The following is a 26,080-nucleotide window of genomic DNA, read 5'->3' on the forward strand; positions in this document are numbered from 1 at the left end:
GGGACGGTGTACGGCGCGGACGGCGCGCGGCGCGCGGCGGCGCGAGCGGCGTGGTGGAGAGTGTGGGACGGCTACTGCGACGTCATGCCGCCGTCGACCGCGACGACGCTTCCGGTCAGGAAGCTCGCCTCGTCGGAGGCGAGGAAGAGGGCCACGTTCGCAATCTCGCGGGGCTGCCCCGGACGCCCGATGGGCTGGAAGAAATCGATGTTGTAGACGTGCTCGAGCCCGCCGAGGAGCTTGGCGTGCGCGTGATTGATCGGCGTGTCGACCCATCCCGGGCAGATCACATTGCGGCGGATGCCCTGCTTGACGTAGTCCAGTGCCACACCCTTCGTGAGCATCACGCCGGCACCCTTGGAGGCAGAGTAAACAGTGAGGAAGGGCTCGCTGACCAGCCCATTGACGCTGGAAATGTTCACGATCGAGCCGCTGCCCGCGGTGAGCATGTACGGGATGACCGCGCGGCGGCCGTAGAGCTGGCCCTTGACGTTCACATCGAGGGTCTTGTCGATGATGTCGTCGGGGACCTCGTGCAGCAGCCCCGGCAGATTGACGCCCGCGTTGTTCACCGGCCCTGGACCGGGCCTGCCCGATGGCTGGAGCATTTCTGTCTCGCCCCGGCTCTCCAGGGCCGGGGTCTCGGTTCGGCTGTCCTGCGAACACTGCTGCACCGCACTGATGCCGACGGCGTGCTCGTCCGCCTGAATGTCCTGCCGGGCAGTGCCGCCCGGCGGCTGTACGACCGTCACGGAATCACCGTGGAGGTCCAAGACCCCATTGACATCTCCATGGTTCGAGAGGCTCGTCGGCGGCCGACCGCGACCGTGTGAATCGGCCGCGGGGTTTCGCGGGCGGACCGCGGTATCGGTCTGGCCCAGCAACTCATTCACCGAGCGGCGAATCACGTGGTCGATGGTGCGTATCCAGGGAACGGGTGCCATGAGGCGGACGAGATCGTCGGTGACGGTGGTGTCCAAGACCGCCCGCAGATCATCGGGGACCGGGCCGTCGACCAGGTACAGCCACGCCGGCGCGGCGCTCGCCCTCACCTCGGCGGGCTGCCCGGGGTCCGAGCACCACGCTCGGGCCTGCCCGATGCCCGCACCGCACCGCAGCACATGGTGAAGGCGGATGACTCGGAGAAGACAAGTCGCTCGGAACGGGGCGAGCCGCTCCATCATGTCATTCGACTCCAAACTAAATAGGGAGAGAGGTGCGGCTGGTCAATAGCCGGCGAGCGGAAGAAAACACCTGGGCCTTACACGTCTATTTCCGGACATGCGCGCGCTACGGCTCAGTTACGGCTCCCTCAAGTCCTGGTGGCCGGGCGGTGAGCTGGTCATGATGGGGGCATGACGTTGGCCTTGCGTGCTATGACGCAACTGGCGAGCTGGCCGGACCTCTCGGAGGCCCGGCCGAGCTGCGGCACGGGGCGGGCGCTGTGCTCGGCTCAGAGCGAGATCGTGCATTTCCATTCGGATCACGACGTCGACCTGCACCTCACGGCCCGTGCCATTCACCGTTTCCAGGACCACCTCAGGGGCGCGACCGCGGTCCGGATGGTGCCCGGCTCGCGCTGGGTGACCATACGCCTCGAGGTCCACACCGACATCGACCTCCTCCTGACGCTGGTGAGCCTCGCTCTGCTGGCCCACCAGACATGGCCGGTTCCGGATGACTCGCCGTCGGCGTACTGCAACGACCGCCGCAGCACGGTGCTTCCAGCGGGCTGAACCGCGGCACCACGCCCCCGGGAGCGACGCCCTGTGTCCGTCGCCGAATCAGCACGTCCGGCGAGGTGGGTTCCCGGTCTCCGACGTGAGCGGGCGGGGTGTGCACGCCCGGTTGGAAATGGCAACGGCGAGTCGGGCACGAATCTCGTCGGGGATGCGCATATCACACCAACGAGCCGCAGAACGGGAAGCAACACGTTGAATCCCGGCAAGCCCTTAGGACGAGTTGCAGGACACAGCGCAGGGCGAGGAACTCGTGCACACCGCTGGAGTTGGGGAGCGGCGGGTCGCTGATGGCGATCGGCGTGACGACGAACCGGCGGATGCGACTGTCGGTCGAGTTCATGTGCGGACCGCCTCCAGGTCGGGGTCGATCGGTCGTGCCGGCCCGACGATGCGCACCGGCACAGGGCCGAGCAGGGGCGCCCGTACACCGTCGACGGTCCCCGCCGTCGGCCCACTCTGTTCGTATCCATGAGCTCACGTCACAAAGCTGAATCAACGCAACGGGCCCCGGCGCTCACGTACTCGGTGAGTGCCGGGGCCTGTCGAAGGGTCAACGGTCATCGAGACCCGATGACGCCGGGGGTCAGGAGCTGGTGCGCGTCGAGCGTCGGCGGCGGGTGACGACGGTGATCGCTCCGCCGGCCACGAGGAGGGCCGCGGCGCCGGCGGCGATCGGCAGGGTGTTGCCGCCACCCGTCTCCGCGAGGCCGCCGGGCGGGGTCGACTGGCCTCCGTTGGGCGTGGGAGCCGGCGGCGTGGTCGAGTCGGAGGCCGACGGGGTGGCCGGCGTCGTCTCCGGGGTCGACGGCTCGTCGGGCGTCGTCGGGGTCGGGCTGCCCGGGGTCTCGGCGGGCGGCGTCGAGACCGGAGGCGTCGTCTCGGGCGTGCTCGGCGGCTGCGCCGTGCAGTCCTTCTTACCGCCGTTCCACGCCATGATCAGCTTGTCCTTGATGACCGCGTGGTCCGGCCCCTTGGGCAGGTCGCCGTGCTCGAAGCCGTCGTTGGCATCGAACTTGCCGTCGAACTTCACGGCGCCACGGTAGAGGTCGATCTGCGCGTAGCAGCCGGCGTCGGGCACCGCGATGTCGAGGGAGTCGGTCTCGCCCGGCTTGACCTTGACGCTGTCGAAGTCGTGGAAGATCTGCTCGCCGGAGGTCTTGAAGGTGGCACCGTGGGTGCGGTATGCCGCGAGCGAGGCGGTGCAGGAGCCGGCGTCGCTCGCCGCGCGAACCTTGATGTGCACCTTGCCGTCGTCGGTGGGCTTCAGGTTCTGGTCGTCGACGCGGACCGAGTCGTAGAAGTTCGTCCCGTCCAGGGAGAACTCGCAGTGATCCGCCGCGGTCACCGTACCGGCACCCTGACCGGGCTTGTAGGCACCGTTGTTGCTGTCCCAGCCGTCACCGCCGGGCGTACCCGTGGCCCAGGCGCTGGTCGTGGCCGCCGAGAGGGCGAGCGCCGCCGCGCCCGTCCCCAGCAGACAGCGAAGGGTGACACGTCTCGCTATGGACATGCAGTTCCCATCTTGATGATCCATGTTCCGGTCGTCGGCGGCAGGGCAGCGCCGAGCTGAGCAGCCGGAGGCCGCACCGGGGTGAGTGGTCGAAGAAACACTGGCCCCATTGGTCACATGGGCCACAGCTCGACCACATAGTCGATCACCGTACGGAGGCTGTCAACCTCGTTGAGCACACAATGACTTCACGCGCGATCACATTTCCGACACAGGGGGAATCAATCATTCCGCAGCGGCTTTCGGCGGGCCGCGGGCGGCAGCCGCCCGCGGCGGACGGAGCGCCCACCTGCTCGGCGGCGTCGTGGTCTCCGGCGAGTGCCTCGACCGCGGAAGGGGGCTGCTCGTCACCCTCATAGCCGGTCATCATGTGGAAGGTCCGGAGCGCGGCCGGATCCTTCATGGCACAAGGAAGGCGTCCGGCGGGGCGCAGGACAGCCGGCGGGGACGCGCGATCGACCAACATTCTCACCGGGGGGACTCAGTTCCCTCGATCGCGTGCACTGAGTGCCATCATTCCCGCGCGATGCTAGGTTCCCGTTCATGAGCGAGGGACCCCGGCGCAGCGACACCGACACCGCCGACACGACGCCGGCCAAGCCGCCGATGCGCGACGCGCTGGTCGCGGCGGCCTTTCAGCTCTTTCTGGAGCGCGGGTACGAACAGACTACGGTCGATGACATCGTGACACTCGCCGGGGTCGGCCGACGGTCGTTCTTCCGCTACTTCCCGTCCAAGGAGGATGTGGTCTTCCCCGACCACGAGCGCTGCCTGACCGACATGACGGCGTTCCTGGGCGCCGGCAGCGACGAGGACGAACCGGTGCAGCGGGTCTGCGACGCCGCCCGGCTCGTGCTGCGCCTGTACGCCGAGAACCCGACCTTCTCCGTGCAGCGCTACCGTCTCACGAAGAAGGTCCCCGGCCTGCGCGCGTACGAGTTGTCGGTCGTCTGGCGCTACGAGCGTGCCCTCGCGGAGTATCTGCGCGGGCGTTTCACCGGCCGGCCCGACGGCACCCTGCAGGCCGACGTCATCGCCGCGGCCGTGGTCGCCGCGCACAACAACGCCCTGCGTTCCTGGCTGCGCTCGGACGGCCAGGGCGACGCGGACATCGCCGTGGACCACGCGCTCGGCTACGTACAGGCCTCGTTCGGCCGCTCCCCCGGTGGCTCACGCGCCGAGCCGGCCGAGGAGCAGGAGGACGTGGTCGTCGTCATCTCCCGGCGCGGGGCGCCGATGTGGCGCGTCGTCCGGGAGATCGAGTCCACGCTCGGACGGAACTGAGCCCCGGGATTCCTCATCTTTAGGGTACCGAGTGCCTTTACGAGTGGCACTCAGTGCCATACCCTGTGGCTCGTGCGCGGCGTTCCGGGCACATCAGACTCCGGCCGAGCGCAGGGAGATGACATCGTGTACCACCCAGGAATCGCCCTTCATCCGGGCATCGGCACCACGACGGACGCGCTCGGTACCGACTCCACGCCGAGCGTACGCGGTACCGACTCCGCGCCGAACGGTACGTCGGCCACGGACGCCCTCCTCTTCCAGCGGTGCCGCTGGTGCGGCACCGCGATGTACCACCGTCTCCTCTGCCCGGTCTGTGCGGGCAGCGACCTGCGGACGGAGGCGAGTGCCGGGACCGGCGTCGTGCGCCACTCCACCGTCATCCACCGCAACACCCCGGCGGCGCGGAACGTCTCCCTCGTCGAGATGGCGGAGGGATTCACCGTCCGCGGCCGGGTCATGGGCCAGCCCTCCGACGTCCACAGCGGCGACCGGGTCCAGCTCACCACCGCCCAGGACCCGGTCCGCCGCCAGCCGGTGTTCCAGCTCGTCGACGGCCCCTATCGAGGCTGGAGTTGACATGAGGCGACTGAACGAACCGGCGTGTGCGGCCAGTTCATCCAGTCACCTGGCGTGAACCCTCAGCTGTACTTGACTGCTCCCCTCCCTGAAGGGGAGGGGATTCCTCCCCTTCAGGGCTGAGCGGGGATTCCTGGCTCAGGCTGCCTCTGGGAGCAGCGCTCCCGGTGGTCTTACGCCCTCAACACCAGCCGGGTTCAGACCTGCCCGGACGAGCATCACGTGGGCGGAGTTCTTGTCTCTCGGGGAGACGGCTCCGCACGCGGTGCAGGTGGTCAGAGCTTTCCGGCGCCCGCAGCGGACGTCACCGAGGCGACGACGGTCGAGGCGGGCTCGGCGGTGTAGTTGTAGGGCGGGGTGGTGAAGGTGCCCACCTGCGAGACCTCGGTGGCGGCTCCGCCCAGGTCATTGCCGCGCAGCGCGAACGACGTACACCATGACGAACAACATGAGGCGTACATGACATTCACACGTGAATCGTCAGCTCCAGAGAGTGCGAACATCCCAGGTGGTGTGGCTCGGAGATCTTCGGAGATCTGATGTCTCGTATATGAGATGCCACACACGGGTCACGCCGCTGAACGGGAACGTAAGGGGCAAGCACTTTCTAGTCAACGCTTCGCGCAGAACACATCCCGTCAACTCCCCTGCCGCGCCCGGCCGGTGGACACAAAGACGCCGGGCCCGATCCACGGAGGGAACGGGCCCGGCGAGGTGGCTTCGCCGCGTCGCGACGGGTGGCGCGTCAGCTGAGGCCGAGGTCGGAGAGGGCGGTGGTCCAGTCGTTGATGATGGCGTCCTGCGCGTCAGAGAGCGAGACGGTGCCCGCGCAGACGGCCTTCTTGAGCTTGTTCTCGACGGTGTCCTTGTTGGCCGCGGTCTTGGTGCCGTACTCGGGCTCGGGCCAGAGGTTGAGCGCGCTCTTCGGGGAACCGCCGAGCTCCAGGGGCACGAAGTGGTCTTCCTCGTAGTCCGAGGTGCTGGTGTCGGTGTAGCCGTACTCGACGATCTGCGTCTTCTTCAGGGCGGTGGTGTACGAGCTGGAGGGCCGTACGGTCGCGGTCCAGCCGGAGACGCAGATCGTGGAGTCGATGGTGGACTGGGTGACGTCCGAGTTGAGGGCGCCCGGCTGGCAGCTGGGGTCGGGCAGGGGGAGGTAGGCCTGGCTGCAGGTCGCGGCGTGGGCACTGCCGGTGGCGACGGTGATACCGGCGGCGGCGAGGGCGAGAGCGGAGAGGGAGGTGATGAGGGGGCGGGATATGCGGGACATCGTGGGGGTCTCCCGGTGTTGTGCCCGGCAGGAATTCCGGGCGGTCGTGCGCATGACAGCACCGGAGTTTCTATGCGGGTAGACCCTTTGACCGGACCGGGAGACGTTTGGTTGAAGGTTTGTCCATGACCTGACAGCTTCATGTGAAGTCATGGCCTGGGCTTGGTTGTTCGCCTCGGTGCGGCCGGACGTCGACGACGGTTGCGCCCGGGGTCCGCGGCGGTGTTGGGCCGCCCGCTCCTGCGACCGGCCGACCCCACTCCGGTTCGGCTCAGCGGGTGCCGCGACCGCGCTTTCGCAGCGCGAGGATGCCACCGGCGAGGGCCGGCACTCCCTTGGTCGCCGTGATGGCCACGGGTCCCGTCGCTCCGGACTGGGTCAACTCGCGGTCCGAGGAACCGTCCTGCGCGCTCGGCCCGCGACCGCTCGCCGTCGTCGCTGTTGCTGTCGCTGTCGCCGTCGGGCTCGTCCCAGCCGCATCCCCGGACCCTGTCACCCCCGGGCCGGAGAGCTCGCCGGGCCACCAGGTGTCGTACGACGTCCCCTTGGGACCGCCCGGTTATCGCGTCGCACGTTCCGCTTGTGAGCGTTGGGGCGTTTACCGGATGAGCGACGTGAGGGGCGTTAGCGTGCGCCTGGCACTGTTCATGTGCGTGCGCACCACGTGCACGAGGGGGAATCTCTCATGGAGAAGACACATGTGCCCGGAGTGCTGGGCCGCCTGACCCTCGCCTTACTCGCGGGGGCCGTTCGGCTATCTGGCCGGACTCGGCAGCTCGGGCGGCCGGTTCGCCGCGTACGCCGACACCGCGCGCACGTTCGGCTGTCTGCGGGCGGACGGAACCTTCGGCCACAGTACGAGTTTCGTCGTCCGCACCACGCAACAGCGGCTCCTGGACAACTACTTCTATCCGGACAGCAACTACATCCTGTACTGGCACCGGAACCACGACTCGGACGAGGGCCCGAAGTTCTATATGAACTTCCCGCCCGTACAGGTGAGTTGCCCCGAGGGCATGACCCCGACCCAGTTCGGCCTCAAGGTCTCCGACATCAACATCGGCATCGACGACCCCAATGTCTTCGGGACGACGACCTGGAGCACTCCGGGTCCGTTCTACGGGTGAGACGCACGGGAAGGGGTGAGGGGCCGGCCGATGCCGGACCCTCACCCCTTCCTCACCCAGTCAGGGAGATGCGAATCCCGACCGTGCCGGCCTCGCCGCGCCGCAGGCGGCTGCCGAAGAGGGTGAGGCGGCCGAGGATGCCGTACTTGCGGGCGATCAGCTCACGGTAGTGCGCGGTCGCGGCCGGGTCGAGGACCTCCGCCGTAGCGGGGACCTGGTCACCGGTCGGTTTGCCGCGCGCGTCGCACGGGCCCACCAGGACGTCGGCCCGGTTGCGGATCCGCTTCACCTTCCAGGAGTCCGCGCTGGTCCAGGCGCCGAGCGCCTCGCCGTCCCGGACCACCCACACGGGCGTCGCGACGCCCGTGCCGTTCTTGCGGTAGCTCGTGATGAGCAGGTACTTGCCCGCACCGAGCGCGTCCAGCTTGGTCTCGTCCATGCCGGGAGTCTAGACAGTCGGCGCCGGGAGTTCAGGCCGGCTGTTTTCAGGACAGCTGACCGTCGTAGTCCGGCAGCTTGAAGGTGCGCTCGGCGTGGCCGCCGACGAGGTCGGAGTCGTTGTTGCCGACGTTGGCGATGATCGTGTAGCCGAGCGACTCGATCTCCGCGCGCTTGCTGGTCTTGTACGCGCTGACCTGGTCGAACAGGTCGGGCAGATCCCGCGTGTAGAGGCCGGAGACCGGGTAGCCCACGGTCGTCAGGTTCCACTTCGTCTCGGCGGAGAGGATGCCCGGGCGTGCGCTGATGAAGAAGATGTCGACACCGCGGGAGTGCGCGTAGCGGGCGAGGTCGAGCGAGGGCTTGACCGCCGGGGTGGGCAGCTCGTACCAGGGGTGGAAGTCCGTCTCCAGCGTGGTGTTGTCGATGTCGAAGACGAGAGCCAGCTTCTGCCCCGCGGCGTTCGCGGTGCGCTGCTCGACATACGGCCGTGCCTGGTCGATGACGGCCTGGACGTCACTCTGCCAAGTGGCGTAGTCGACGGCGGCCGTCGCCGCCGTCGTCGCGCTCACCGTCGCCTGGGCCGGAGCCGCGACGGCGGACCCCGCGACAGTGACCGTCCCTCCGAAGCCCAGCGCCACGACCGCCGAGACCGCGCCGATCCGGCGCCCCACACCACGTCCTGTCATGTCCGTCCCCTTTTTTTGATGTTTTTTATGTTTTTTCATGCCAGAGCGGCGAGAGTGCCTCGACCATCGCCGCGGTACGGATACTCGCGGGTACGGATGTACGAAAGGGGAAGATGAAGTTACTGATCGGTAGAGGATCCCCCTGGGCTTCGTCCTCGTCTCTGAGGCGCGGTGGCAGACCGGGGCGTCCCATGTGAGCCTGGGCACGCGGGCGGGCGGGCCGCGATGTCGGCACACGGAGAGAGGCACCTGGGATGGATGCACCGAACATCGTGATCGTCGGCGGCGGTTTCGCCGGCGTCGAGTGCGCGCGCGGGCTCGAACGCGCACTCCAGCCGGGCGACGCCAGGATCACCCTGGTCAGCCCCACCGACTACCAGCTCTATCTGCCGCTGCTGCCGCACGTCGCCGCCGGTGTCGTCACCCCGCAGTCCGTGGCACCCTCGCTGCGCCGGATCCTGCGCCGCACCACGCTGGTGCCGGGCGGAGTGGTCGGCGTGGATCCCGCGTCCAAGATGTGCGTCGTACGGAAGATCACCGGCGAACTCGTCGACCTGTCCTACGACTACTTGGTCCTCACCCCGGGCAGCGTGACCCGCACCTTCGACATCCCCGGCCTGCTCGACGAGGCGCGCGGGATGAAGACGCTCGCCCAGGCCGTGTATCTGCGTGACCATGTGATCGCCCAACTCGACCTGGCGGCGGCCACGTCGGACGAGGACGAGCGGGCGGCCCGGCTGCAGTTCGTGGTGGTCGGCGGCGGTTACGCGGGCACCGAGACGGCGGCCTGTCTGCAGCGCCTCACCTCCGCCGCGTCGAAGCGCTACCACCCGCGCCTCGATCCCCATCTCATCAAGTGGCACCTGGTGGACGTGGCCCCCAAGCTGCTCCCGGAGCTCGGCGACAAGTTGGGGGCGAGCGCGCTGCGGCTGCTGAGCCGGCGCGGGGTGTATATCTCCCTCGAGACGTCCGTCGCCTCGGTCACGGAGGACAAGGTCACCCTCACGGACGGCCGGGTGCTGCCCTCCCGGACGCTGGTGTGGACGGCCGGTGTCGCGGCGAGCCCGCTGGTCGATTCACTGGGCGCGGAGACCGTACGCGGCCGGATCCTCACCGAGACGGACTTCAAGGTGCCGGGCCTGGACGGGGTGTTCGCGCTGGGCGACGCGGCCGCCGTGCCCAACCTGGCCAAGGCCGACGGTTCGTACTGTATGCCGACCGCCCAGCACGCCGCCCGGCAGGGCCGGCACGCGGCGAAGAACCTGGCGGCGCTGCTGCGCGGGCAGCCCATGACGCCGTACAAGCACAAGGACCTCGGCCTGGTCGTCGACCTCGGCGGCCATGACGCGGTGTCCAAGCCGCTCGGCATCGGGCTCAAGGGGGTGCCCGCACAGGTCGCGGCCCGTGGGTACCACCTGTACGCGCTGCGCACGGGTGCCGCCCGGTTCCGTACGAGCGCCAACTGGTTCCTGAACGCGGTGGCGGGCGACGACTTCGTGCGCACCGGCTTCCTCGCCGGCCGCAAGGGGACCCTGCGGGAATTCGAGCACACCGAGGCGTACCTGTCCCCGGAGGAAGTCGCCGCCCGCACGCGCGGTTAGCTCTCGGCGGTGCTGCCCAGGAGGGCGAGGTAGCGGCGGCCGAAGAGGTAGGCGTCGCCCGGCCAGCGGGCGGAGAGGTAGCGGCCGTCCTCGACGACGAACGCGTGGGTGTCGTCGGTGGCGGTGCCGCGCCGGGTGAGGGTGCGGGGGCCGCGCGCGAACTGCGTGTCCGGGTCGGCGAGGGCCGCCCTGACCTCGTCCTCGACGTACGCCGGATAGGTGCGGTAGTAGCGGCCGAGGCGCCAGGCGGTGGTGAGGTAGGCCGTGCGTTCCATGTACTTGGGCAGGCAGGTGGTGCGCCGGCCGGCCAGGACGCTGCGGCCGCTGGTGAGGTCGCGGGCGCGGGCGAGCACGAGGACGCCGTGGCAGATCGCGCCGACGGGCCGTTCCAGGGCCCAGAAGCGGGCGATCTGCCGTTGGAGGGTGGCCGATCCGAGGTACTGCCGCATACCGGGTGCGTGTCCGCCGGGCAGCAGCAGGCCGTCGTACGCCTCGACGCTCATGTCCGCCCAGGACACGGTGGCGGTGAACTCCGGTGACTCGGTGAGCTGCCGGTAGCAGCGCCGGGGTTCCTCCTCGGCGCCCAGCTGTCCGAAGAGCACGCCCGTCAGCAGCCGCGGGTCCGCCGCCGGCCGGGTGCCCGCCCGCTCGGTGGCGAGCACGACCTCGTGCCCCGCGTCGGTGAGGATCCGCCAGGGCACGGCCACTTCGGTGACGTCGAAGTCGCGGTCGGGGACCGGCATCAGCACGCGCATGCGCCCATGATGGCAGGTGACGGTGGTGCTGTTGATGCGGCCCGTAAAAGAGTGACAACTTCCCTTTTCTGACGGCCTGTTGGGATCTACATTGCCCATTGCCGCGTCATCACAGGAAACGCTCAGGAGCTGATTCCGTGCCCGAGTACCCGGCCGCCTCGGAACTCCCTGCCGAGGAGGTGCTCAGCCGCATCGTCACGACGCGTCCGCACACGGCCCGGATCTGGAACTACTGGCTCGGCGGCGCCGACCACTACGAGGTCGACCGTGCGGCCGGGGACCGGATCCGCCAACTGCACCCGGGCATCGGCGACTACGCGCGGGCGGACCGGCTGTTCCTGGGACGCGCCGTGCGCCATCTGGTCACCGAGTGCGGAATCCGCCAGTTCCTCGACATCGGGACCGGTCTGCCGACCGCGGACAACACGCACGAGGTGGCGCAGCGGCTCGCCCCGGACGCCCGGATCGTGTACGTCGACAACGACCCGCTGGTCCTCGCGCACGCCCGCGCCCTGCTCACCAGCACCCCTGAGGGCCGGACCGACCACCTCGACGAGGATCTCCGCAATGTGGACGCCATTCTCGAACATGCCTCACGGACGCTGGACCTGAGCTGTCCGGTCGGGCTGATGCTGCTGGGCGTCGTCATCTTCATCGGCGACGACGAGGAGGCGTACGACATCGTGCGCCGGCTGCTGGACGCGCTGCCCGCCGGGAGTCATCTGGTGCTCTCGCACACGATCACCAGCCCGGCGATGCCGGACGTGGACGCCGCTGTCGCCTACTGGAACCAGCACGGCACTCCACGGCTCACCCAGCGCAGCCCCGAGGCAGTCCTCCGTTTCTTCGACGGCCTCGAACTCCTGGAGCCGGGTGTCGTGTCGTGTTCGCGCTGGCGCCCCGAGCCCGCGAACGAGGCCGAACCGCCCGAAGTGGCCATGCTCGGCGGGGTGGGACGCAAATCCTGAACCGGAGAACGGCCCGACGGTGAACATGGGAGCACGGGCGCACGTATGGAAGGAGGGCTCACGACCGGGGCCCGGCGGCGGTGACGCCGCACCATACGGCTTCGGGAGCCCATGCATGAGGCACGCACGACGACGGATCGTCCGACGAGGGGCGCGACTCGCGGCCGTCGGCGGGGTCCTCTGCGGAGGGTTGATGGTCACGCACGCCATGGCGAGCGAGCCGTCGGCCGCGTCGCGTGCCCCGGAAAGCGCAACCCAGGCCGCCGCCTACAAGGCGGCCGGCCTGGTGTCGACCCTCGGTACCTCGCGTACGGCGGGCAGTTGGATCGCCGCAGACGGCCGCCCCGTCGTCGCGGTGACCGACTCGGCCGCGGCGGCCGAGGTGAAGAAGGCGGGCGCCCGACCCAAGGTCGTGGGCCACAGCATGCAGGAGCTCAAGTCCGTGACGAAGGCACTGAAGTCGGCGCCACGGGTGGCGGGCACCGCCTGGGCCATGGACTACGTCAACAACGAGGTGGTGGTGCAGGCCGACAGCACCGTCTCCGCCTCCGACTGGTCCCGGATGAAGAAGCTCGCCGCGAGCATGGGCAGTTCGGTCCGCATGGAGCGGACCCAGGGCACCTTCACCACACGGCTGAACGCCGCCCTGCCGATGTTCTCGACCGGCGGGCGCTGTTCGGCGGGCTTCAATGTGACCAACGGGCGCAACGAGTTCATCCTGACGGCCGGGCACTGCGGGCCGGCCGGCTCCGTCTGGTTCGGCGACAACCAGGGCACCAAGCAGCTGGGGCAGACGGTCACCACGGCGTTCCCGGGCAACGACTTCTCCCTCATCCAGTACAACAACGGCGAGAACGACACCGGGAACAACGTCGTCTCCATCGGGGGCGGCAAGGGAGTCCAGATCATCGGGGTCGCCGATCCGACCGTCGGCCAGCGGGTCTTCCGCAGCGGCAGCACCAGTGGACTCCACGACGGTCAGGTGAAGGGGCTCAACGCGACGGTCAACTATCCCGAGGGCACCGTGACCGGTCTGATCGAGACCAACGTGTGCGCCGAACCGGGCGACAGCGGTGGACCGCTGTTCTCGGAGGGCATCGCGCTCGGTGTGACGTCGGGGGGCAACGGAGACTGCACCGCCGGCGGTACGACGTTCTTCCAGCCGATCACCAAGGCGCTCACGGCGCTCGGCGTGAAACTGACCGGACCGGGTGCGCAGTCCGCGGGCGCGGCCGGCTCCGCCACCGCCCAGGCCGCCTCCCCCGCGCCCGTGGCCTCGCAGGGCTCGGCCATCGCGCCGGGCTCTGCCGCGCCGGGCGCGGTCCAGACGGTCGCGTCGGGCGCATCCGAGTCGATCGTCGCCCGCCTCACGGACCCCAAGAACATCGGCCCGGGTCTGCTGGTCATCGCCGGAAGCATCATCGCCCTGGTCGCCACGCGCTACATCCGTACGGAACAGGATCGCAACCGCTACCGGAGGCAGTACTCGCAGAGCTGGGGCTGAGGTGGCGGAGGGTTACGCCGCCTGCGTGGGCGACTGCGGGGCGGCCGCCGACCACTCCAGGACAAGCCGCTGGTACTCCCGCCGCTCCTCCATGCTCAGCGTCCCGCCGGCCCGGAACCACAGGGCCCGGATCTCCTCGTTGACCTCGGCGGCGGAGCGCGCGGAGTCAGTTTCAGGAGTGGTGGACATGGCGTGAAGCATACGGGGCTTGCCGTGAAGGCGATGTGAGTAAAGGTACGCCATACGACATTACGGACCGTGAAGCTGATCACTCCTGGTGCGGTCCATGGACGAGCACATGTGTTGACGTCGGGGTCATTTCACATCAAAAGTAAAGGATCTCAGGACAAGCCCCGACCAGTGAAGGACACGCATCCATGACGTTCTCCCTCGGCATCGTCGGCGCCGGGCAGTTCTCCGGGCAGTTCGCCAAGCTGTTCCTCGCTCACCCGGGCGTCGGCGAGGTCCACGTCACCGATCTCCTGCCCGAGCGGGCCGAGCGACTGGCAGCCTCGGAGGGACTGTCGGGCATCTTCCCGTCGTACGAGGCGATGCTGGAGTCGAAGGACGTGGACGCGGTCGCGATCTTCACCCAGCGCTGGACGCACGGCCCCCTGGTGTTGAAGGGGCTGAAGGCCGACAAACACGTCTACTCGGCGGTGCCCATGGCGATCAGCACGGAGGAGATCTCGGCGATCATCGACGCGGTCCGGGCGACCGGGCTGACGTACATGATGGGTGAGACCAGTCAGTACAACCCCGCGACGGTCCATGCCCGCAACCAGATCGACGAGGGCGCGTTCGGGCGGCTGTTCTACGCCGAGGGCGACTACGTCCACGACATGGATCTCGGGTTCTACGAGGCGTACCGGTACAGCGGCGGCGAGAACTGGAAGGCGACCGCCAGCTATCCCCCGCTCCTCTACCCGACGCATTCGGTGGGCGGGGTGCTCGGGGCCTGGCGGACGCATGCGGTGAGCGTGTCGGCGATCGGGGTGCGCGACGAGCGCGGGGACGGGGTGTTCGACAAGGAGGTCAGCCAGTTCGACAACGACTTCTCCAACGCCACGGCGCTGTTCGAGGTGGCGGGCGGCGGCTCGTTCCGTACGAACGAGTTCCGGCGGGTCGGCTATCCCTCGCACATCCGGGAGTCGCGTTTCCGGTTCTTCGGGACCGAGGCCAGCATGGAGCAGCTCGCCACGGTGAGCTTCTGGCAGGACAAGAAGGGGGTGAAGGACATCACGGAGCTGCTGGAGCCCAAGCCGACGCTCCCTCCTGACGATCCGTCGCTCCAGCACATCGCGCCCGCGCTGCGGGCCGCCTTCACCTCCGGGTCGGCGCCCGTGCACGACCGGGCGCGGCTGCCGCGGGAGTTCGATCACCTGCACAACGGCCACGAGGGCAGCCACCACTTCCTGGTGGACGACTTCGTGACCGCGGTCAACACGCGGACGCTTCCGTCGGTGAACGCGTGGGTCGCTGCCCGCTACACCCTGCCGGGCATCGTCGCGGACGCGTCCGCGCGGCAGGGTGGGGTCAGGCTGGCGATCCCGGACTTCGGGGACTCCCCCGAGGCGTGACGTCCGGCCCGCGAGGGGATCAGGTGCCCGGCTTGCGGCCGTACACGAAGACGTCGTCGCCGGTCTTCAGCAACGACCAGTACTTCTTGGCGGTGGCCGTGGTCATGTTGACGCAGCCGTGCGAGCCGGGCGGGTTCCACATGCTCACGCCGACCGAGTGGAAGGCCTGGCCGCCGTCGAAGAACTGGCTGTAGGGCATCGGCACGTTGTAGACGGTCGAGACATGGTCGATGTCGCGCCAGTAGATCTTCTTCAGACCGGTGCGGGTCTCGTAGCCGTCGCGTCCGGTGCGCACCGGCACCGGCCCGTAGACGAGCCTGCCGCCGTCCTGGATCCAGCTGAGCTGGAGGGTCAGGTTGACGCAGGCGATGCGGCCCTTGTTGACCGGGCACTTGCCGTCCTTGTCGGGGTTGGTGCCGACGGCTTTCTGCTTGTTCATGAGGTCCATCACGCCCCAGGTGACGGATCCGGCGTAGCCCGCGTTCGGGGTGATGCCGTGCTTGGTCTGGAAGGCCTGGATCGCCTTGCAGTCGGCGGTGGACTGCCTGCCGTCGACCGGCCGGCCGAGGAACTTCTCCACCTGCTTCTGGTACGGGCCGGTCTGTGTCGTGCAGCTCGCGGCCTGCGCGGGCGCCGTGCCCAGCGCGAGCGTCAGCGGTGCGACGAGTCCGGTGATCCCCAGTGCGACGGCTCCCCGTCTGCGTATGTCCCCCATGGCGGGCCCTTCCGTGTGCGTGCTGTCGTCGTTGTCTGCCTGGTAGACCCGCGTAGGGGGGTATGCGTTGTACGGCTGTTCGAGCCGCGACGAAACGGTGACAAAGGACTTCACCGGCCGGCCAGTCCTGCGCTGCTTGGAGTTCTACAGCGACCGTCAAGCTCCCCCACTGCGTCGGACCGCGTTCCGGAAACCGGTGTTGACCGCCGTGAGGCCCCCGTCCACGCACAGCGTGGTCCCGGTGATCCACGCGGCGTCCCGGGAGGCGAGGAAGGCGACGGCGGCCGCGATGTCGTCCGGCTCGCCGACCCGTCCCAGCGGGTACACCTCCGACGCCGACGCGAGATCCCCCTCGCGGCCCTCCCATCCCGTGGTGCGGACCGTGCCGGGCGCGACCAGGTTGACGCGCACACCACGGGTGGCGGCGTGCCCCGCGAGGGTGCGGGTGAGGGACATGAGACCCGCCTTGGCCGCGCTGTAGGCGTGGTTGCCGAAGTCCTGGATGCCGTTCACCGAGCCGATGCTGACGATGGCGCCGCGGCCCGAGGCCACCAGGTACGGAAGGGCCGCACGGCAGCAGCGATACGCCCCGGTCAGGGTGAGGTCGAGGTCGCGGGCCCACACCTCGTCCGCCTCGTCCTCGAAGAGCGGGGCGTCGGGGGTGCACCCGTACGCGTTGTTGACCAGGACGTCCAGCGAGCCGAAGGCGTCCACGGCGCGGGCGACGGCCGCCTCCACCATCGCCCGGTCCCCCACGTCGCAGCCGAACGCCTCCGCCCGCGCTCCGCGTTCGCGGATCGAGGCGGCCGTCTTCTCCGCCTCGGCCGGGTCCACATCGGTGACGAGCACCCGGGCGCCCTCCTCGGCCAGTCGGCGGGCGGTGGCCGCGCCGATGCCGCGGGCCGCGCCCGTGATCAGAACTCCGTGTCCCTCGAAGCGTCTCATGGCAGATACCGTGCGCCTATGTCCGCGTTCATACAACAACTCCCGGCACTGATCGGCGTGGTCATCGGTGCCCTGGGCTCGTATCTGGCGATCGTGCGGGGCGATCAGGCCCGCTTCCGTCGGGAGCGGGCGGCCCGCTGGGAGGAGCGGCGACTCACGGCGTACTCCGACTATGCGCGCTGTCTGAAGAAAACGGTCATACTGACCTACCGGATCGCGGCCCATCTCGGCAACGACCCTCATCCGCACCCGCTCTCGCCCGAGGAGGCGGCGCCTCAGCTGGCGGAGGCGCTCGACGCCCGGGATCCGGCCTGGGAGGCGTTGCTGCTCCTCGGCGCCCCGGAAGTGGTGGAGAAGGCCCGCGCCTGGGCCGTCGTCACCGTGGAAATGCAGCGCTTCCTGCGCGAGCGGACCCACGCACCGGAGTTGTGGCAGTCCATGCTCGAACAGCAGCGCGCCTGTCGCGAGGCGTACTACACGGCGGTCCGCAGTGACCTGGCGCTCCCTCCCGGTCATTCGGCCCGCTGGCAGAGCCCGTTGCACGTCCCCTCCTGATCCTCGGCGACAGCCCGTCGCTGCCACGGCACGGCCGACGTAGAAGGGCATCTCCGCGCGTCGCTCCGGCGACGAGTGCGACCTCGTCTTTCAGCGGCGTGCCTGCCGGCGGCCCTGACATGTCCGACCTCCGTACCGGTACAGGCGGGTCCGGCGCTGCCTCCGCGTCGGCGTTCCTCCGAGCGTGCCCCGGAAGTCGGACATCTTCTGTCAGGTATCGCTGATCCGTGTCGTCGTTTCGCGGCGCGTCGGCTCAGTGGCCGCGCTTGATCCACTCCTCGAGGTGCGGGGCCTCGGCACCGATCGTGGTCGAGTCGCCGTGTCCCGTACGGACGACCGTGTCGGCCGGAAGGGTGAGCAGGCGCTCGCGGATCGACTCGACGATCGTCGGGAAGTGCGAGTAGGAGCGGCCGGTGGCTCCCGGACCGCCCTGGAAGAGCGTGTCGCCGGTGAAGACGGTGCCCAGGCCCGGGTCGTAGAGGCAGACCGCGCCCGGGGCATGGCCGGGCGTGTGCAGGACGGTCAGGTCGACACCGGCCGCCTCGATCACCTGCCCGTCCTGCAGCCAGGTGTCGGGGAGCCGGTCCGGGTGGGTCATCTTCCACAGCGGCAGGTCGTCGGGGTGGAGCCAGATCTTGGCACCGGTGCGCGCCGCCAGGGCGGGCGCGGCGTCGATGTGGTCGTTGTGGGCGTGGGTGCACACGATGGCCAGCAGCCGCCGGTCGCCGACCGCCTCGGCGATGGCGTCGGCGTCGTGCGCGGCGTCGATGACGATCGCCTCGTGGTCGTCACCGACGATCCACACGTTGTTCTCGACGTCCCAGGTGCCGCCGTCGAGCGAGAACGTGCCCGAGGTGACGAGATGGTCGATCCGCGCGCTCATCACAGCACCACCACCGAACGCAGCACGTCGCCGTGGTGCATCCGCTCGAAGGCGGGCTCGATCTCGTCCAGGGAGATCGTCTCCGTCACGAAGGCGTCCAGGTCCAGTCGCCCCTGGAGATGCAGGTCGATCAGCATCGGGAAGTCCCGGGACGGCAGGCAGTCGCCGTACCAGGACGACTTGAGGGCGCCGCCGCGTCCGAAGACGTCGAGGAGCGGCAGTTCGAGCTTCATCTCCGGGGTCGGTACGCCGACCAGGACGACGGTGCCCGCCAGGTCGCGGGCGTAGAAGGCCTGCTTGTACGTCTCCGGGCGGCCGACCGCCTCGATGACGACGTCGGCGCCGAAACCGCCGGTCAGCTCCTGGATCGCCGCGACGGGGTCGGTCGAGGCGGAGTTGACGGTGTGGGTCGCGCCGATCTTCGACGCGGTGGTGAGCTTCCGGTCGTCGATGTCGACGGCGATGATCTTCGCGGCGCCGGCCAGCCGGGCCCCGGCGATCGCCGCGTTGCCGACTCCGCCGCAGCCGATGACGGCGACGGAGTCGCCGCGGCCGACGTTCCCGGTGTTGATGGCGGCGCCGATGCCCGCCATCACACCGCAGCCGAGCAGTCCGGCGACCGCCGGGGAGACGGCCGGGTCGACCTTGGTGCACTGTCCGGCGGCGACCAGGGTCTTCTCCGCGAAGGCGCCGATACCCAGGGCCGGGGACAGCTCGGTGCCGTCCTTGAGCGTCATCTTCTGCTTCGCGTTGTGCGTGTTGAAGCAGTACCAGGGGCGCCCGCGCAGACACGCCCGGCACTGCCCGCACACCGCACGCCAGTTGAGGATCACGAAGTCGCCGGGTGCGACCGCCGTGACGCCCTCGCCGACCGACTCCACGATTCCGGCCGCCTCATGGCCGAGCAGGAACGGGAAGTCGTCGTTGATGCCGCCCTGCTTGTAGTGCAGGTCGGTGTGGCAGACCCCGCACGCCTGGATCTTCACCACGGCCTCTCCCGGCCCCGGATCCGGCACGACGACGGTCTCGACGCGCACCGGTTCGTTCTTGCCCGGGGCGATCACGCCACGTACTTCCTGCGCCATGGTGGTGAACCCTTCCGTAGATCGACGTTCGTCAACCGACCCTACGGTGTGACCCGCCGGTAACCGACCGGTAGAAGGCCAGGTGGCGCCCGGCCGCCTCGGTCCAGGTGTGCCGGGCGGCCGGCTTCCGGCCAACCGTGGCGCGTATCGGATCGTCCGAGGTGAGCGCGTGGCCGAGCGCGGCGGCCAAGGCCTCCGGCGTGTCCGCGAAACGGGCGGCGGACCCGAAGACCTCGCGCAGGACGGACAGATCACGCACCATCAGCGGGACGCCCGCCGCGAGCGCCTGCATCGCGGCGAGCCCGAAGCCGCGGACGCCGGACGCGGGTGCCGTGCGGCGGGTGACCGGTTCCCGTCGCGTGCCCGCGCCGACGTAGCCTGAACGCTCCGCACCGAACTCCCGCTAGGAGCGCCGTGAGCATCGCAGAGCCGCCCGCCGTCCAGCCCACCTGGCGGCTGCTTCTCGGGTACGTACGACCGCATCGATGGGCGCTGCTGGCGGGCGCGCTGCTGGCGCTGACCACCGGTGCCACCGGCCTGGTGCTGCCGCTGGTGGCGCGGGGACTCATCGACGACCTGTCGCACGACCGTCCCATCGGGCGGGCGCTGCTCGGCATGGCGGCGCTGGTGGTCACCAACGCGGCGGTCGGAGGGCTGGGTTCGTACGTACTGCGGCGCACCGCCGAGTCGGTGGTACTCGGCGCGCGGCGCGCCCTGTCGTCGTATCTGCTGCGGCTGCGCATACCGGCTGTGGACCGCAGCGAGCCTGGCGACCTGATGGCCCGCATCACCTCCGACACGACGCTGTTGCGCGAGGTCACCACCGATTCGCTGGTGGGCCTCGGCACCGGCGGCCTCACCCTGGTGGCGACGGTGGTGATGATGGGCCTGGTCGACGTGGTGCTGCTCGGTGTCACCCTGGGAGTGATCCTGTGCGCGGGGACGGTGCTAGGCGTGATCGTGCCGCGTATCAACCGGGCGAGCAAGCAGGCACAGGACGCGGTCGGCGTGATGGGCGCCTCGCTGGAGCGGATCCTCGGCGCGCTGCGCACGGTCAAGGCGTCCGGTGCCGAGCACCGCGAGGAGGAGACCATCCACGCGGCGGCCGAGGAGTCCTGGCGGCAGAGCGTACGAGCCGCCAAGTGGTCGGCGGCCGCGGGCAACACAGCCGGCCTCGCGATGCAGATCGCCTTCATCACGGTCCTCGCGGTGGGCGGCGCGCGGGTCGCGACCGGTGCCATCAACGTGGGCACGCTGGTCGCCTTCCTCCTCTATGTCTTCTATCTGATGTCGCCGATCCAGCAGGTCGTCGGCGCGATCACCCAGTACCAGACCGGCGCCGCGGCGCTCGCCCGCATCCAGGAGGCGATGCGGCTGCCCGCCGAACCTGCCGCCCTGCCCGCGCCGCTGCCGACCCCCGGCTCCGCACCGGCCGCACTCGCCTTCGACGACGTCCGCTTCCGGTACGACGACGACCTGCCGTACGTCCACCACGGGGTGACCTTCACCGTCCCGGCCCGCGGCATGACCGCGTTCGTCGGCCCCTCCGGCGCGGGCAAGACCACCGTGTTCTCGCTGATCGAGCGGTTCTACGACCCCGAGGCGGGCGTCATCACGGTCGACGGCCGTCCGCTGGAGGAGTGGGATCTGCCTCAGCTGCGGTCCGCGATCGGCTATGTGGAGCAGGACGCCCCGGTCCTCTCCGGCTCCCTGCGCGACAACCTGCTGCTGGGGAACCCGGAGGCCGACGACGCCGACGTCACACGTGTCCTGAAGACGACGCGGCTCGACGGGCTGGTCGGCCGCCTGCCGCGCGGCCTCGACACGCTCGTCGGACACCGCGGCACCAAGCTGTCCGGCGGCGAACGTCAGCGCGTCGCGATCGCCCGCGCCCTGCTGCGCCGCCCCCGCCTGCTGCTCCTCGACGAGGCGACCTCGCAGCTCGACGCGGTGAACGAGGCGGCGCTGCGCGATACGGTCGCGGATGTCGCCCGTACGACCACGGTCCTCGTGGTCGCGCATCGGCTGTCCACCGTCACGATGGCCGACCGCATCGTCGTCATGGACGCGGGCCTGGTGCGTGCCGTGGGCACCCACCGGGAACTGGTGGCCGGGGACCCGCTGTACGCGGAACTGGCAGCGACGCAGTTCCTCGCGACGGCGGGCTGAGGAAACCGCACCACCGCACGCGTTCCCCGTGTGAAGTTTCCTGCACCCCGGCGCCCATGAGTACCCGGCCTCCGGGGGTGCCCGACTCCCAAAGGCACGCTCCTGCGCCCGGCACGGGGCGCCGGAGGCAGGAGCGGGGGCGGGGGGCGGGGCGGACCAGCCGTCGGCTAGGCCTGGAGGCCCGGGAGGAGCCCGGTGACGGGGGCGACCAGGTCGGTGACCTGGTGCAACTGGTTGAGGTCGTTGAGGCGGTTGAGCCCGCTCAGCTGGCTGGAGATCCGCGGGATGTCGGCCTGGTGCTCCGCGGGAATGTCGCTCACGGCGAGCGCGTCGAGCTGGCTGATCGGGTTCAGCTTCCCCGCGTCCGGGGCCTCGGCGGCGGCCGCCGAGGCCATCGGCGCGGCGAGGCCCGTGACGCCGACGGCGAGACCAACGGCGGCGACCATACGTCGTGTTGAGATCATGCTTTCAGCAACGGCCCCGGACCGCGCGCGGTCACGGCCGTCCCCCACTCCTCACCCGAGAGGCGCAGCGGACCGGCTGGGCTTGCCGTGGGCCGTGCTGCGGAGGAGTCTCGGAGAGGAAGCCCTTCGCGGTCCGCTCCTTACCGGACCGCGGCCTTCCGAGGAGGTCGACATGGGCACCATGGCAGGCCCCGCCTTCGACACCGAAGCGCTGCGCCGGGGCATAGAAGGACACAATGCGGCGGATCTTCTGTCGCTCTACGCGGACGACGCGGAAATGACCATCGTCGACCGCAACACACAGCCGAGTCATCCGATGATCAAACACGGTCGCCGCGAGATCGCCGAAATGCTCAACGACGTCTACAGCCGGGACATGACCCACAAGCTGGAAGAGTGCGTCGTCCAGGGCGACCACGTCGCGTTCACCGAGTCCTGCCAGTACCCGGACGGCGTGCGGGTACTCGCCAGCTCGATGATCTCACTGCGCGACGGCAAGATCGTCGAGCACACGCTGCTGCAGGCATGGGACGAGTAGGAAGGAACTGGCCGAAGGTCCAGATCACCTCTCGCCTGACCTGGACCTTCTCGGCGAAGGCCGGGATGGGGCGCTCGCGCCCGAACCGGCCTCGGCGGCCACGACCAGTTTCCGCAGCAGGTCTGCGAGCGTCCGCTTCTCTGCTGCGCTCAGTACTGCGAGCAGCGCGTTCTCACCCTTGTCCTCCGACACCGCGTGCTGTTCGAAGGCGGCATATCCGGCCTCGGTGAGCCGTACCTCCACGCGTCGGCGGTCGGCCGAGTCGTGCGTACGGGTGATCAGCCCCGCCTCCTCCAGCGGACCGAGCCGTGCCGACAGGGCGCCGCGGGTCAGGCCGAGCATGTCGGCGAGTTGCGAGGGACTCGCCGCGTACGGCGGGCCCAGTCTGCGCAGCATCAGCAGCACCTTGAACTGCCAGTGCTGGAGCCCGCCGCAGTCGAGGGTGTCCCGGCGGGCCTGGGTCGCGAGCCGGGCCAGGATCGCGAGCCGGACGAAGATCTCCTCCTTGACCGGGTCCATCCAGTCGAGCTCCGTCGACCAGACCGCGACGTGCCGGTCGACGGAGTCCCCTGCCGACGACTGCTCCTTCATGTACACCTCCGGAAATAGTTTTCTCTTGGATGGTTTTTCCGATTACTGCTTTCCTTGCCATGACGAACATCGCAAGCACCCTCCGTACGGTCGTACCGCTCGACGAACTCATCGCCACGTCAAGGGAGTTGAGGAGCCACCCTGGTCGGCGGGCCGTGACTGGCGCTGGGGTGGAGTACCACCGGGGAGCGGCCTGACGAACGGGTCTTTGCCGCGCGCCTGGGCGATTGTGTCAGCGACGCCCAGGAGTAGCTCATGTCCAGGGCCCAGCTCATGGACGGTGCGGGTCTCGCGCGCCGCCTCGTCGAGGAGACCGCCAAGCGCGCGGCCGATCTCACCGCGCGCACGGGGATGGCGCCGTGTCTCGCGACGGTACTGGTCGGCGAGGATCCCGCCTCCGTCACGTACGTCCGGATGAAGCAGAACCGCAGCCGCAAGGCCGGTATCGAGTCGCGGCACGTCGCCCTGCCCGCCGGCACCACGACGGCCGAACTGGTCGACACACTCAAGGCGCTGTCGGGCGACCCGACCGTGCACGGCATCCTGCTGCAGCACCCCGTCGGGCCGCACATCGACGAGCGTGCGGCGTTCGAGGCCATCGCGCCCCAGAAGGACGTCGACGGGGTGACGCTGATGCCGGGTGGCGTCGACCCGATGACCATCGCGGTCCGGCTGGAGCAGACGGTGACCGGGGCCGAGCGTCAACTCAGGCGGCGGGTTCCTCCTCCTCAATGCCGCTCTCGCCCTGACGACGCTCCTTTCGATCAGCCGGCCTTGACCTTCGGGGCGAGGCCGGCATGCAAGAGCATCCTGGACGACTCGTCCACCAGATTCCGCATCACCGACAAGTAGGGTTCACTGCCGCCCAGTTCATCCAGAATACGGAGGGCCTCCTCACGGAACCTGTCGATGTCGTCGTCGTACCGGCCAAGAACGGCGGGCGCGAGAAGTACGTCGACGAGTTCCGCCCGGGCGCCACGAGAATCCCTGGCGGCGGCGTGCAGGCCCGGGAGAAGCTCCCTGGACGGGGCGGCCGACTCCTCAAGCGCGCAGGCCAGGAGATACGTCACCGTGCCGTTCAGGAGGTCCTCGTTGCGGCCGGACAGGATGTCTTCCTGGTCGTTGAACATCTGCCACAGGATGCCGAAGACATTCCCGAACTCGCGCCAGAGCTCCACTCTCTCCTTCGCGGCACCCGCCAATTCCGCGGCCATCACGGTGACCATGCTGAAAGGGGCGCCGGATTTTCCTCGGTAGGCCCTGACCACCGCGTCGCGCGAGGCGGCGCCCACGTCCGCGCGCAGGTCGCTCAGCTGGCCTTCGGTCGCGACGATCCAGCACTTCACGATCTCGGCCGACAGGGCGCCGCGTACCGATTCCGGGACGGCCCCCGACTGCACCATGAGAAGAGGCAGTGGACTCCCACTGACGACCGCGGCCAGCAGCGCCTCCCTCTCACTGAGGCCGCCGGCGATGAAAGCGCACTGCCCATCGGCCAGGTCGTCGAGGTAGCACGCCGAGGTCCACCACAGCTCATGCACGACAGCGAGCGGAACAGCGGGTTCGGGCGCACCCGTCTCCATGGCGTGCACGATCAGCGGCAGCACCGACAGCGGGTACTTGAACTCCCTGCTCCGTACGAGTTCCGCGACCGCGGCCCGCACCGCGTCGGCGTCCGGCGCGAGCCTGTCCAGCGCGGCGTCCATCTCCGCGTCGATATCGGCCGAGAACCGCCGATGAAGATCCACGTACGACATGGCATGCATGTGCCGCCCCCCATCACCACGATTGAATCGATCACCGATTCGATCACTGCGGACGGAAGGCAGCCAGAGCATCTTTCAGCCGTGGCCGGTTCCATGCCCCCTAGCCTCCTGGCTGCACCAGTCCATGGCCGAAGGCGAACACCACCGCGTGGACGCGGTCGCGCAGGCCCAGCTTGTCGAGGACGCGGCTCACATGGATCTTCACGGTGGCTTCGCCGACGTGCAGGCAGCCGCGGCTCTACCGCGAGGCCGTCACCGGATTCCTCGACACCGCCTCGGCCGGCCGGCCCGTGGGACCCCGGCCGTGAATCCCGCCCTGCCGACCGTGGGCACCACCAGGACTGTCCTACCAGCGGAGGACATGTCCGAGCCCATGTCATGCATTCCGAGTAGCCGAGATGTCCGGCACGCGCAGGACGACGCGGCAGGCCCTGCCGGACAGGATGGGAGGTGCCCGGAGAGCCCCGTGCTCACGGCTTCGCCGCTGGGCCGCTGGGCCGTGCAGGCCCACGGCTTCCCCCGGCCGTGGGCTGTCGGCAGGGGCCGCCTTCGAGCGGAGGCGGCCCCACCGCGCCGAACCCGTGGGGACGGGGAACGGCGCACGGTCCCGGACCCGGCGGCGAATCTCCTGGATTCGCCGCCGGGTTCCAGGACCCCCGGACCGGCCGTCACTCCCGTGCCATGTCCGACTCCGCCGTCCCGGCCGCCGAGTCGGCGTCGCCGACGAGTTTCTGGAGATGGCCGAGGTCCGTGGAGGAGGCGGGCGCCGGATGGTGCGCGTTCCCGGCGTGGCCGCATCCGGCCAGGAGCGATGCGACGGTCAGAGCCGCCAGAACGGCCGGCACGGTGTGGCGGGCGCGGGCATCCATCAGTTCTCCGTTCCGTTGTCGTGGGTCCGGCACCACTTCTCGACGTCGGCCAGGTCCTTCTGCCGTGCCTCCAGGGTGGGGACGAGGGAACGCCGGAAGGCGAGCCGGTCGTTCAGGTACGTCTCGATCTGTGTGTGCCCCGCCGACTTGGCGTTCGCCACCCGCTGTTCGAGGTGGGCGAGGGAGCCACGGTGTGACGCGTCCGCGCGCAGCCGCTCGAGTATCCGGTCGATCCGCCGGTCGATCTTCGGTGCGCGTCGGCAGAGCGCCGCCGCGCCGTCGCCGGTGGGCGTGCCCGACGGTGCGGGACTCGCCGCGTCGGCCGTGGCGGCGCCTGCGGCGCCGAGCAGCGAACCGACGGCGATCAGCGAGACGACCGAGACCACGGTCTTCCTGGTGCTTGGCATGACGAACTCCTCCGTGTTCACGGGCGGTTGCCCTCACGCCCGGGAA

At 69.5% G+C, this 26,080-nt stretch carries 27 protein-coding genes, 5 pseudogenes and 1 riboswitch; of the genes and pseudogenes, 12 read left to right on the forward strand and 20 right to left on the reverse strand.

All coding sequences use genetic code 11. From position 1 onward, the window contains the following. Positions 1–71: 71 nt before the first annotated feature. Complete coding sequence (locus tag OG747_RS02430) at positions 72–608, reverse strand: SDR family NAD(P)-dependent oxidoreductase (protein ID WP_405877313.1); 537 nt, start codon at positions 606–608, stop codon at positions 72–74. Between OG747_RS02430 and OG747_RS02435 the strand changes: the two are divergent. Together OG747_RS02435 and OG747_RS02440 are read left to right on the forward strand one after the other, a co-directional pair. Beyond that, a pseudogene (locus OG747_RS02435) lies at positions 591–833 on the forward strand (GNAT family N-acetyltransferase); the annotation flags it as partial. The gene OG747_RS02430 and the pseudogene OG747_RS02435 overlap by 18 nt on opposite strands. Positions 834–1,355: 522 nt before the next feature. Then, complete coding sequence (locus tag OG747_RS02440; RefSeq protein WP_405877315.1) at positions 1,356–1,736, forward strand: luciferase family protein; 381 nt, start codon at positions 1,356–1,358, stop codon at positions 1,734–1,736. A gap of 589 nt (positions 1,737–2,325) precedes the next feature. Here the strand turns inward: OG747_RS02440 and OG747_RS02445 are convergent. Next, positions 2,326–3,252 carry an LAETG motif-containing sortase-dependent surface protein gene (locus OG747_RS02445; RefSeq protein ID WP_405877317.1) on the reverse strand — a complete coding sequence of 309 codons (927 nt, stop codon included), beginning with the start codon at positions 3,250–3,252 and terminating at the stop codon, positions 2,326–2,328. Between the two features lie 606 nt (positions 3,253–3,858). Here OG747_RS02445 and OG747_RS02450 point away from each other — a divergent pair. Both OG747_RS02450 and OG747_RS02455 read left to right on the forward strand, forming a co-directional pair. Next, positions 3,859–4,536: a TetR family transcriptional regulator gene (locus tag OG747_RS02450; RefSeq protein WP_405885423.1), complete on the forward strand. Its 678-nt coding sequence runs from the start codon at positions 3,859–3,861 to the stop codon at positions 4,534–4,536. 123 nt (positions 4,537–4,659) lie between these two features. Continuing rightward, entirely contained in the window at positions 4,660–5,115 is a 456-nt protein-coding gene (locus tag OG747_RS02455; protein WP_405885424.1) for a Zn-ribbon domain-containing OB-fold protein, read from the forward strand. Between the two features lie 138 nt (positions 5,116–5,253). Here the strand turns inward: OG747_RS02455 and OG747_RS02460 are convergent. The 5 genes and pseudogenes from OG747_RS02460 to OG747_RS02480 form a co-directional block, all read right to left on the reverse strand. After that, positions 5,254–5,388, reverse strand: a pseudogene (locus OG747_RS02460) (RNA-guided endonuclease TnpB family protein); the annotation flags it as partial. A 2-nt stretch (positions 5,389–5,390) separates the two neighbouring features. Beyond that, positions 5,391–5,534, reverse strand: a pseudogene (locus OG747_RS02465) (pectate lyase); the annotation flags it as partial. Positions 5,535–5,860: 326 nt separating this feature from the next. Then, entirely contained in the window at positions 5,861–6,385 is a 525-nt protein-coding gene (locus OG747_RS02470; protein WP_405877319.1) for a hypothetical protein, read from the reverse strand. A 1,179-nt stretch (positions 6,386–7,564) separates the two neighbouring features. Then, positions 7,565–7,951, reverse strand: coding sequence for a PPOX class F420-dependent oxidoreductase (locus OG747_RS02475; protein ID WP_405877321.1), 387 nt, complete (start codon positions 7,949–7,951; stop codon positions 7,565–7,567). A 46-nt stretch (positions 7,952–7,997) separates the two neighbouring features. Further along, complete coding sequence (locus tag OG747_RS02480; RefSeq protein ID WP_405877323.1) at positions 7,998–8,639, reverse strand: HAD family acid phosphatase; 642 nt, start codon at positions 8,637–8,639, stop codon at positions 7,998–8,000. Between the two features lie 254 nt (positions 8,640–8,893). Between OG747_RS02480 and OG747_RS02485 the strand changes: the two genes are divergently transcribed. Beyond that, positions 8,894–10,240, forward strand: coding sequence for an NAD(P)/FAD-dependent oxidoreductase (locus OG747_RS02485; protein WP_405877325.1), 1,347 nt, complete (start codon positions 8,894–8,896; stop codon positions 10,238–10,240). Here OG747_RS02485 and OG747_RS02490 read toward each other — a convergent pair. After that, positions 10,237–10,995: a type 1 glutamine amidotransferase domain-containing protein gene (locus OG747_RS02490; protein WP_405877327.1), complete on the reverse strand. Its 759-nt coding sequence runs from the start codon at positions 10,993–10,995 to the stop codon at positions 10,237–10,239. The two genes, OG747_RS02485 and OG747_RS02490, sit on opposite strands and share 4 nt — an antisense overlap. A 137-nt stretch (positions 10,996–11,132) precedes the next feature. Between OG747_RS02490 and OG747_RS02495 the strand changes: the two genes are divergently transcribed. Continuing rightward, a complete protein-coding gene (locus tag OG747_RS02495) occupies positions 11,133–11,963 on the forward strand; it encodes an SAM-dependent methyltransferase (protein WP_405877329.1) in 831 nt (276 codons plus the stop codon). A 115-nt stretch (positions 11,964–12,078) separates the two neighbouring features. Beyond that, positions 12,079–13,467, forward strand: coding sequence for a S1 family peptidase (locus OG747_RS02500; RefSeq protein WP_405877331.1), 1,389 nt, complete (start codon positions 12,079–12,081; stop codon positions 13,465–13,467). A 12-nt stretch (positions 13,468–13,479) separates the two neighbouring features. Here the strand turns inward: OG747_RS02500 and OG747_RS02505 are convergent, their stop codons facing one another. After that, positions 13,480–13,668 (reverse strand): hypothetical protein, encoded by a 189-nt coding sequence (locus tag OG747_RS02505; protein ID WP_405877333.1) that lies wholly within the window; start codon positions 13,666–13,668, stop codon positions 13,480–13,482. A gap of 176 nt (positions 13,669–13,844) precedes the next feature. On the opposite strand from OG747_RS02505, the gene OG747_RS02510 reads away from it, so the two are divergent. After that, on the forward strand, positions 13,845–15,047 hold the full coding sequence (locus tag OG747_RS02510) for a Gfo/Idh/MocA family protein (RefSeq protein WP_405877335.1): 1,203 nt from the start codon (positions 13,845–13,847) through the stop codon (positions 15,045–15,047). Positions 15,048–15,066: 19 nt separating this feature from the next. Here OG747_RS02510 and OG747_RS02515 read toward each other — a convergent pair whose 3' ends face one another. Then, positions 15,067–15,762: a L,D-transpeptidase family protein gene (locus OG747_RS02515; protein WP_405885425.1), complete on the reverse strand. Its 696-nt coding sequence runs from the start codon at positions 15,760–15,762 to the stop codon at positions 15,067–15,069. A gap of 156 nt (positions 15,763–15,918) precedes the next feature. Beyond that, positions 15,919–16,707, reverse strand: coding sequence for an SDR family NAD(P)-dependent oxidoreductase (locus OG747_RS02520; protein ID WP_405877337.1), 789 nt, complete (start codon positions 16,705–16,707; stop codon positions 15,919–15,921). An 18-nt stretch (positions 16,708–16,725) separates the two neighbouring features. On the opposite strand from OG747_RS02520, the gene OG747_RS02525 reads away from it, so the two are divergent. Beyond that, positions 16,726–17,262: a hypothetical protein gene (locus OG747_RS02525; protein ID WP_405877339.1), complete on the forward strand. Its 537-nt coding sequence runs from the start codon at positions 16,726–16,728 to the stop codon at positions 17,260–17,262. Positions 17,263–17,515: 253 nt separating this feature from the next. Here the strand turns inward: OG747_RS02525 and OG747_RS02530 are convergent, their stop codons facing one another. From OG747_RS02530 to OG747_RS02540, 3 genes are read right to left on the reverse strand one after another with little or no spacing between them, the layout of a single operon-like run. Continuing rightward, entirely contained in the window at positions 17,516–18,145 is a 630-nt protein-coding gene (locus OG747_RS02530; protein ID WP_405877341.1) for an MBL fold metallo-hydrolase, read from the reverse strand. Continuing rightward, the gene (locus OG747_RS02535; protein ID WP_405877343.1) at positions 18,145–19,230 is read right to left on the reverse strand and encodes an S-(hydroxymethyl)mycothiol dehydrogenase; all 1,086 of its coding nucleotides are present in this window, start codon (positions 19,228–19,230) and stop codon (positions 18,145–18,147) included. The genes OG747_RS02530 and OG747_RS02535 overlap by 1 nt, the downstream gene beginning before the upstream one ends. A 31-nt stretch (positions 19,231–19,261) precedes the next feature. Beyond that, a complete protein-coding gene (locus OG747_RS02540; protein WP_405877345.1) occupies positions 19,262–19,522 on the reverse strand; it encodes a hypothetical protein in 261 nt (86 codons plus the stop codon). A gap of 122 nt (positions 19,523–19,644) precedes the next feature. On the opposite strand from OG747_RS02540, the gene OG747_RS02545 reads away from it, so the two are divergent. Then, positions 19,645–21,399, forward strand: a complete 1,755-nt coding sequence (locus OG747_RS02545) for an ABC transporter ATP-binding protein (RefSeq protein WP_405877347.1) — start codon at positions 19,645–19,647, stop codon at positions 21,397–21,399. Between the two features lie 167 nt (positions 21,400–21,566). On the opposite strand, the gene OG747_RS02550 is transcribed toward OG747_RS02545, so the two are convergent. Further along, on the reverse strand, positions 21,567–21,863 hold the full coding sequence (locus OG747_RS02550) for a hypothetical protein (RefSeq protein ID WP_405877349.1): 297 nt from the start codon (positions 21,861–21,863) through the stop codon (positions 21,567–21,569). Between the two features lie 172 nt (positions 21,864–22,035). Between OG747_RS02550 and OG747_RS02555 the strand changes: the two genes are divergently transcribed. Beyond that, positions 22,036–22,401: a nuclear transport factor 2 family protein gene (locus tag OG747_RS02555; RefSeq protein WP_405877351.1), complete on the forward strand. Its 366-nt coding sequence runs from the start codon at positions 22,036–22,038 to the stop codon at positions 22,399–22,401. A 24-nt stretch (positions 22,402–22,425) separates the two neighbouring features. On the opposite strand, the gene OG747_RS02560 is transcribed toward OG747_RS02555, so the two are convergent. Next, positions 22,426–22,992 carry a MarR family winged helix-turn-helix transcriptional regulator gene (locus OG747_RS02560; RefSeq protein WP_405877353.1) on the reverse strand — a complete coding sequence of 189 codons (567 nt, stop codon included), beginning with the start codon at positions 22,990–22,992 and terminating at the stop codon, positions 22,426–22,428. Between the two features lie 145 nt (positions 22,993–23,137). Further along, a riboswitch (ZMP/ZTP riboswitch) is annotated at positions 23,138–23,224 on the forward strand. Between the two features lie 23 nt (positions 23,225–23,247). On the opposite strand from OG747_RS02560, the pseudogene OG747_RS02565 reads away from it, so the two are divergent. After that, positions 23,248–23,622, forward strand: a pseudogene (locus tag OG747_RS02565) (tetrahydrofolate dehydrogenase/cyclohydrolase catalytic domain-containing protein); the annotation flags it as partial. Positions 23,623–23,756: 134 nt separating this feature from the next. Here OG747_RS02565 and OG747_RS02570 read toward each other — a convergent pair. The 4 genes and pseudogenes from OG747_RS02570 to OG747_RS02585 form a co-directional block, all read right to left on the reverse strand. After that, entirely contained in the window at positions 23,757–24,758 is a 1,002-nt protein-coding gene (locus OG747_RS02570) for a polyprenyl synthetase family protein (RefSeq protein ID WP_405877355.1), read from the reverse strand. Positions 24,759–24,858: 100 nt separating this feature from the next. Continuing rightward, positions 24,859–24,984 (reverse strand): annotated as a pseudogene (locus OG747_RS02575) (LuxR C-terminal-related transcriptional regulator); the annotation flags it as partial. Positions 24,985–25,426: 442 nt separating this feature from the next. Beyond that, on the reverse strand, positions 25,427–25,627 hold the full coding sequence (locus OG747_RS02580; RefSeq protein ID WP_405877357.1) for a hypothetical protein: 201 nt from the start codon (positions 25,625–25,627) through the stop codon (positions 25,427–25,429). Next, positions 25,627–26,034 (reverse strand): hypothetical protein, encoded by a 408-nt coding sequence (locus OG747_RS02585; protein WP_405877359.1) that lies wholly within the window; start codon positions 26,032–26,034, stop codon positions 25,627–25,629. The genes OG747_RS02580 and OG747_RS02585 overlap by 1 nt, the downstream gene beginning before the upstream one ends. Positions 26,035–26,080 lie beyond the last annotated feature (46 nt).

This window comes from Streptomyces sp. NBC_01384 (genome assembly GCF_045040035.1).
GTDB lineage: Bacteria > Actinomycetota > Actinomycetes > Streptomycetales > Streptomycetaceae > Streptomyces.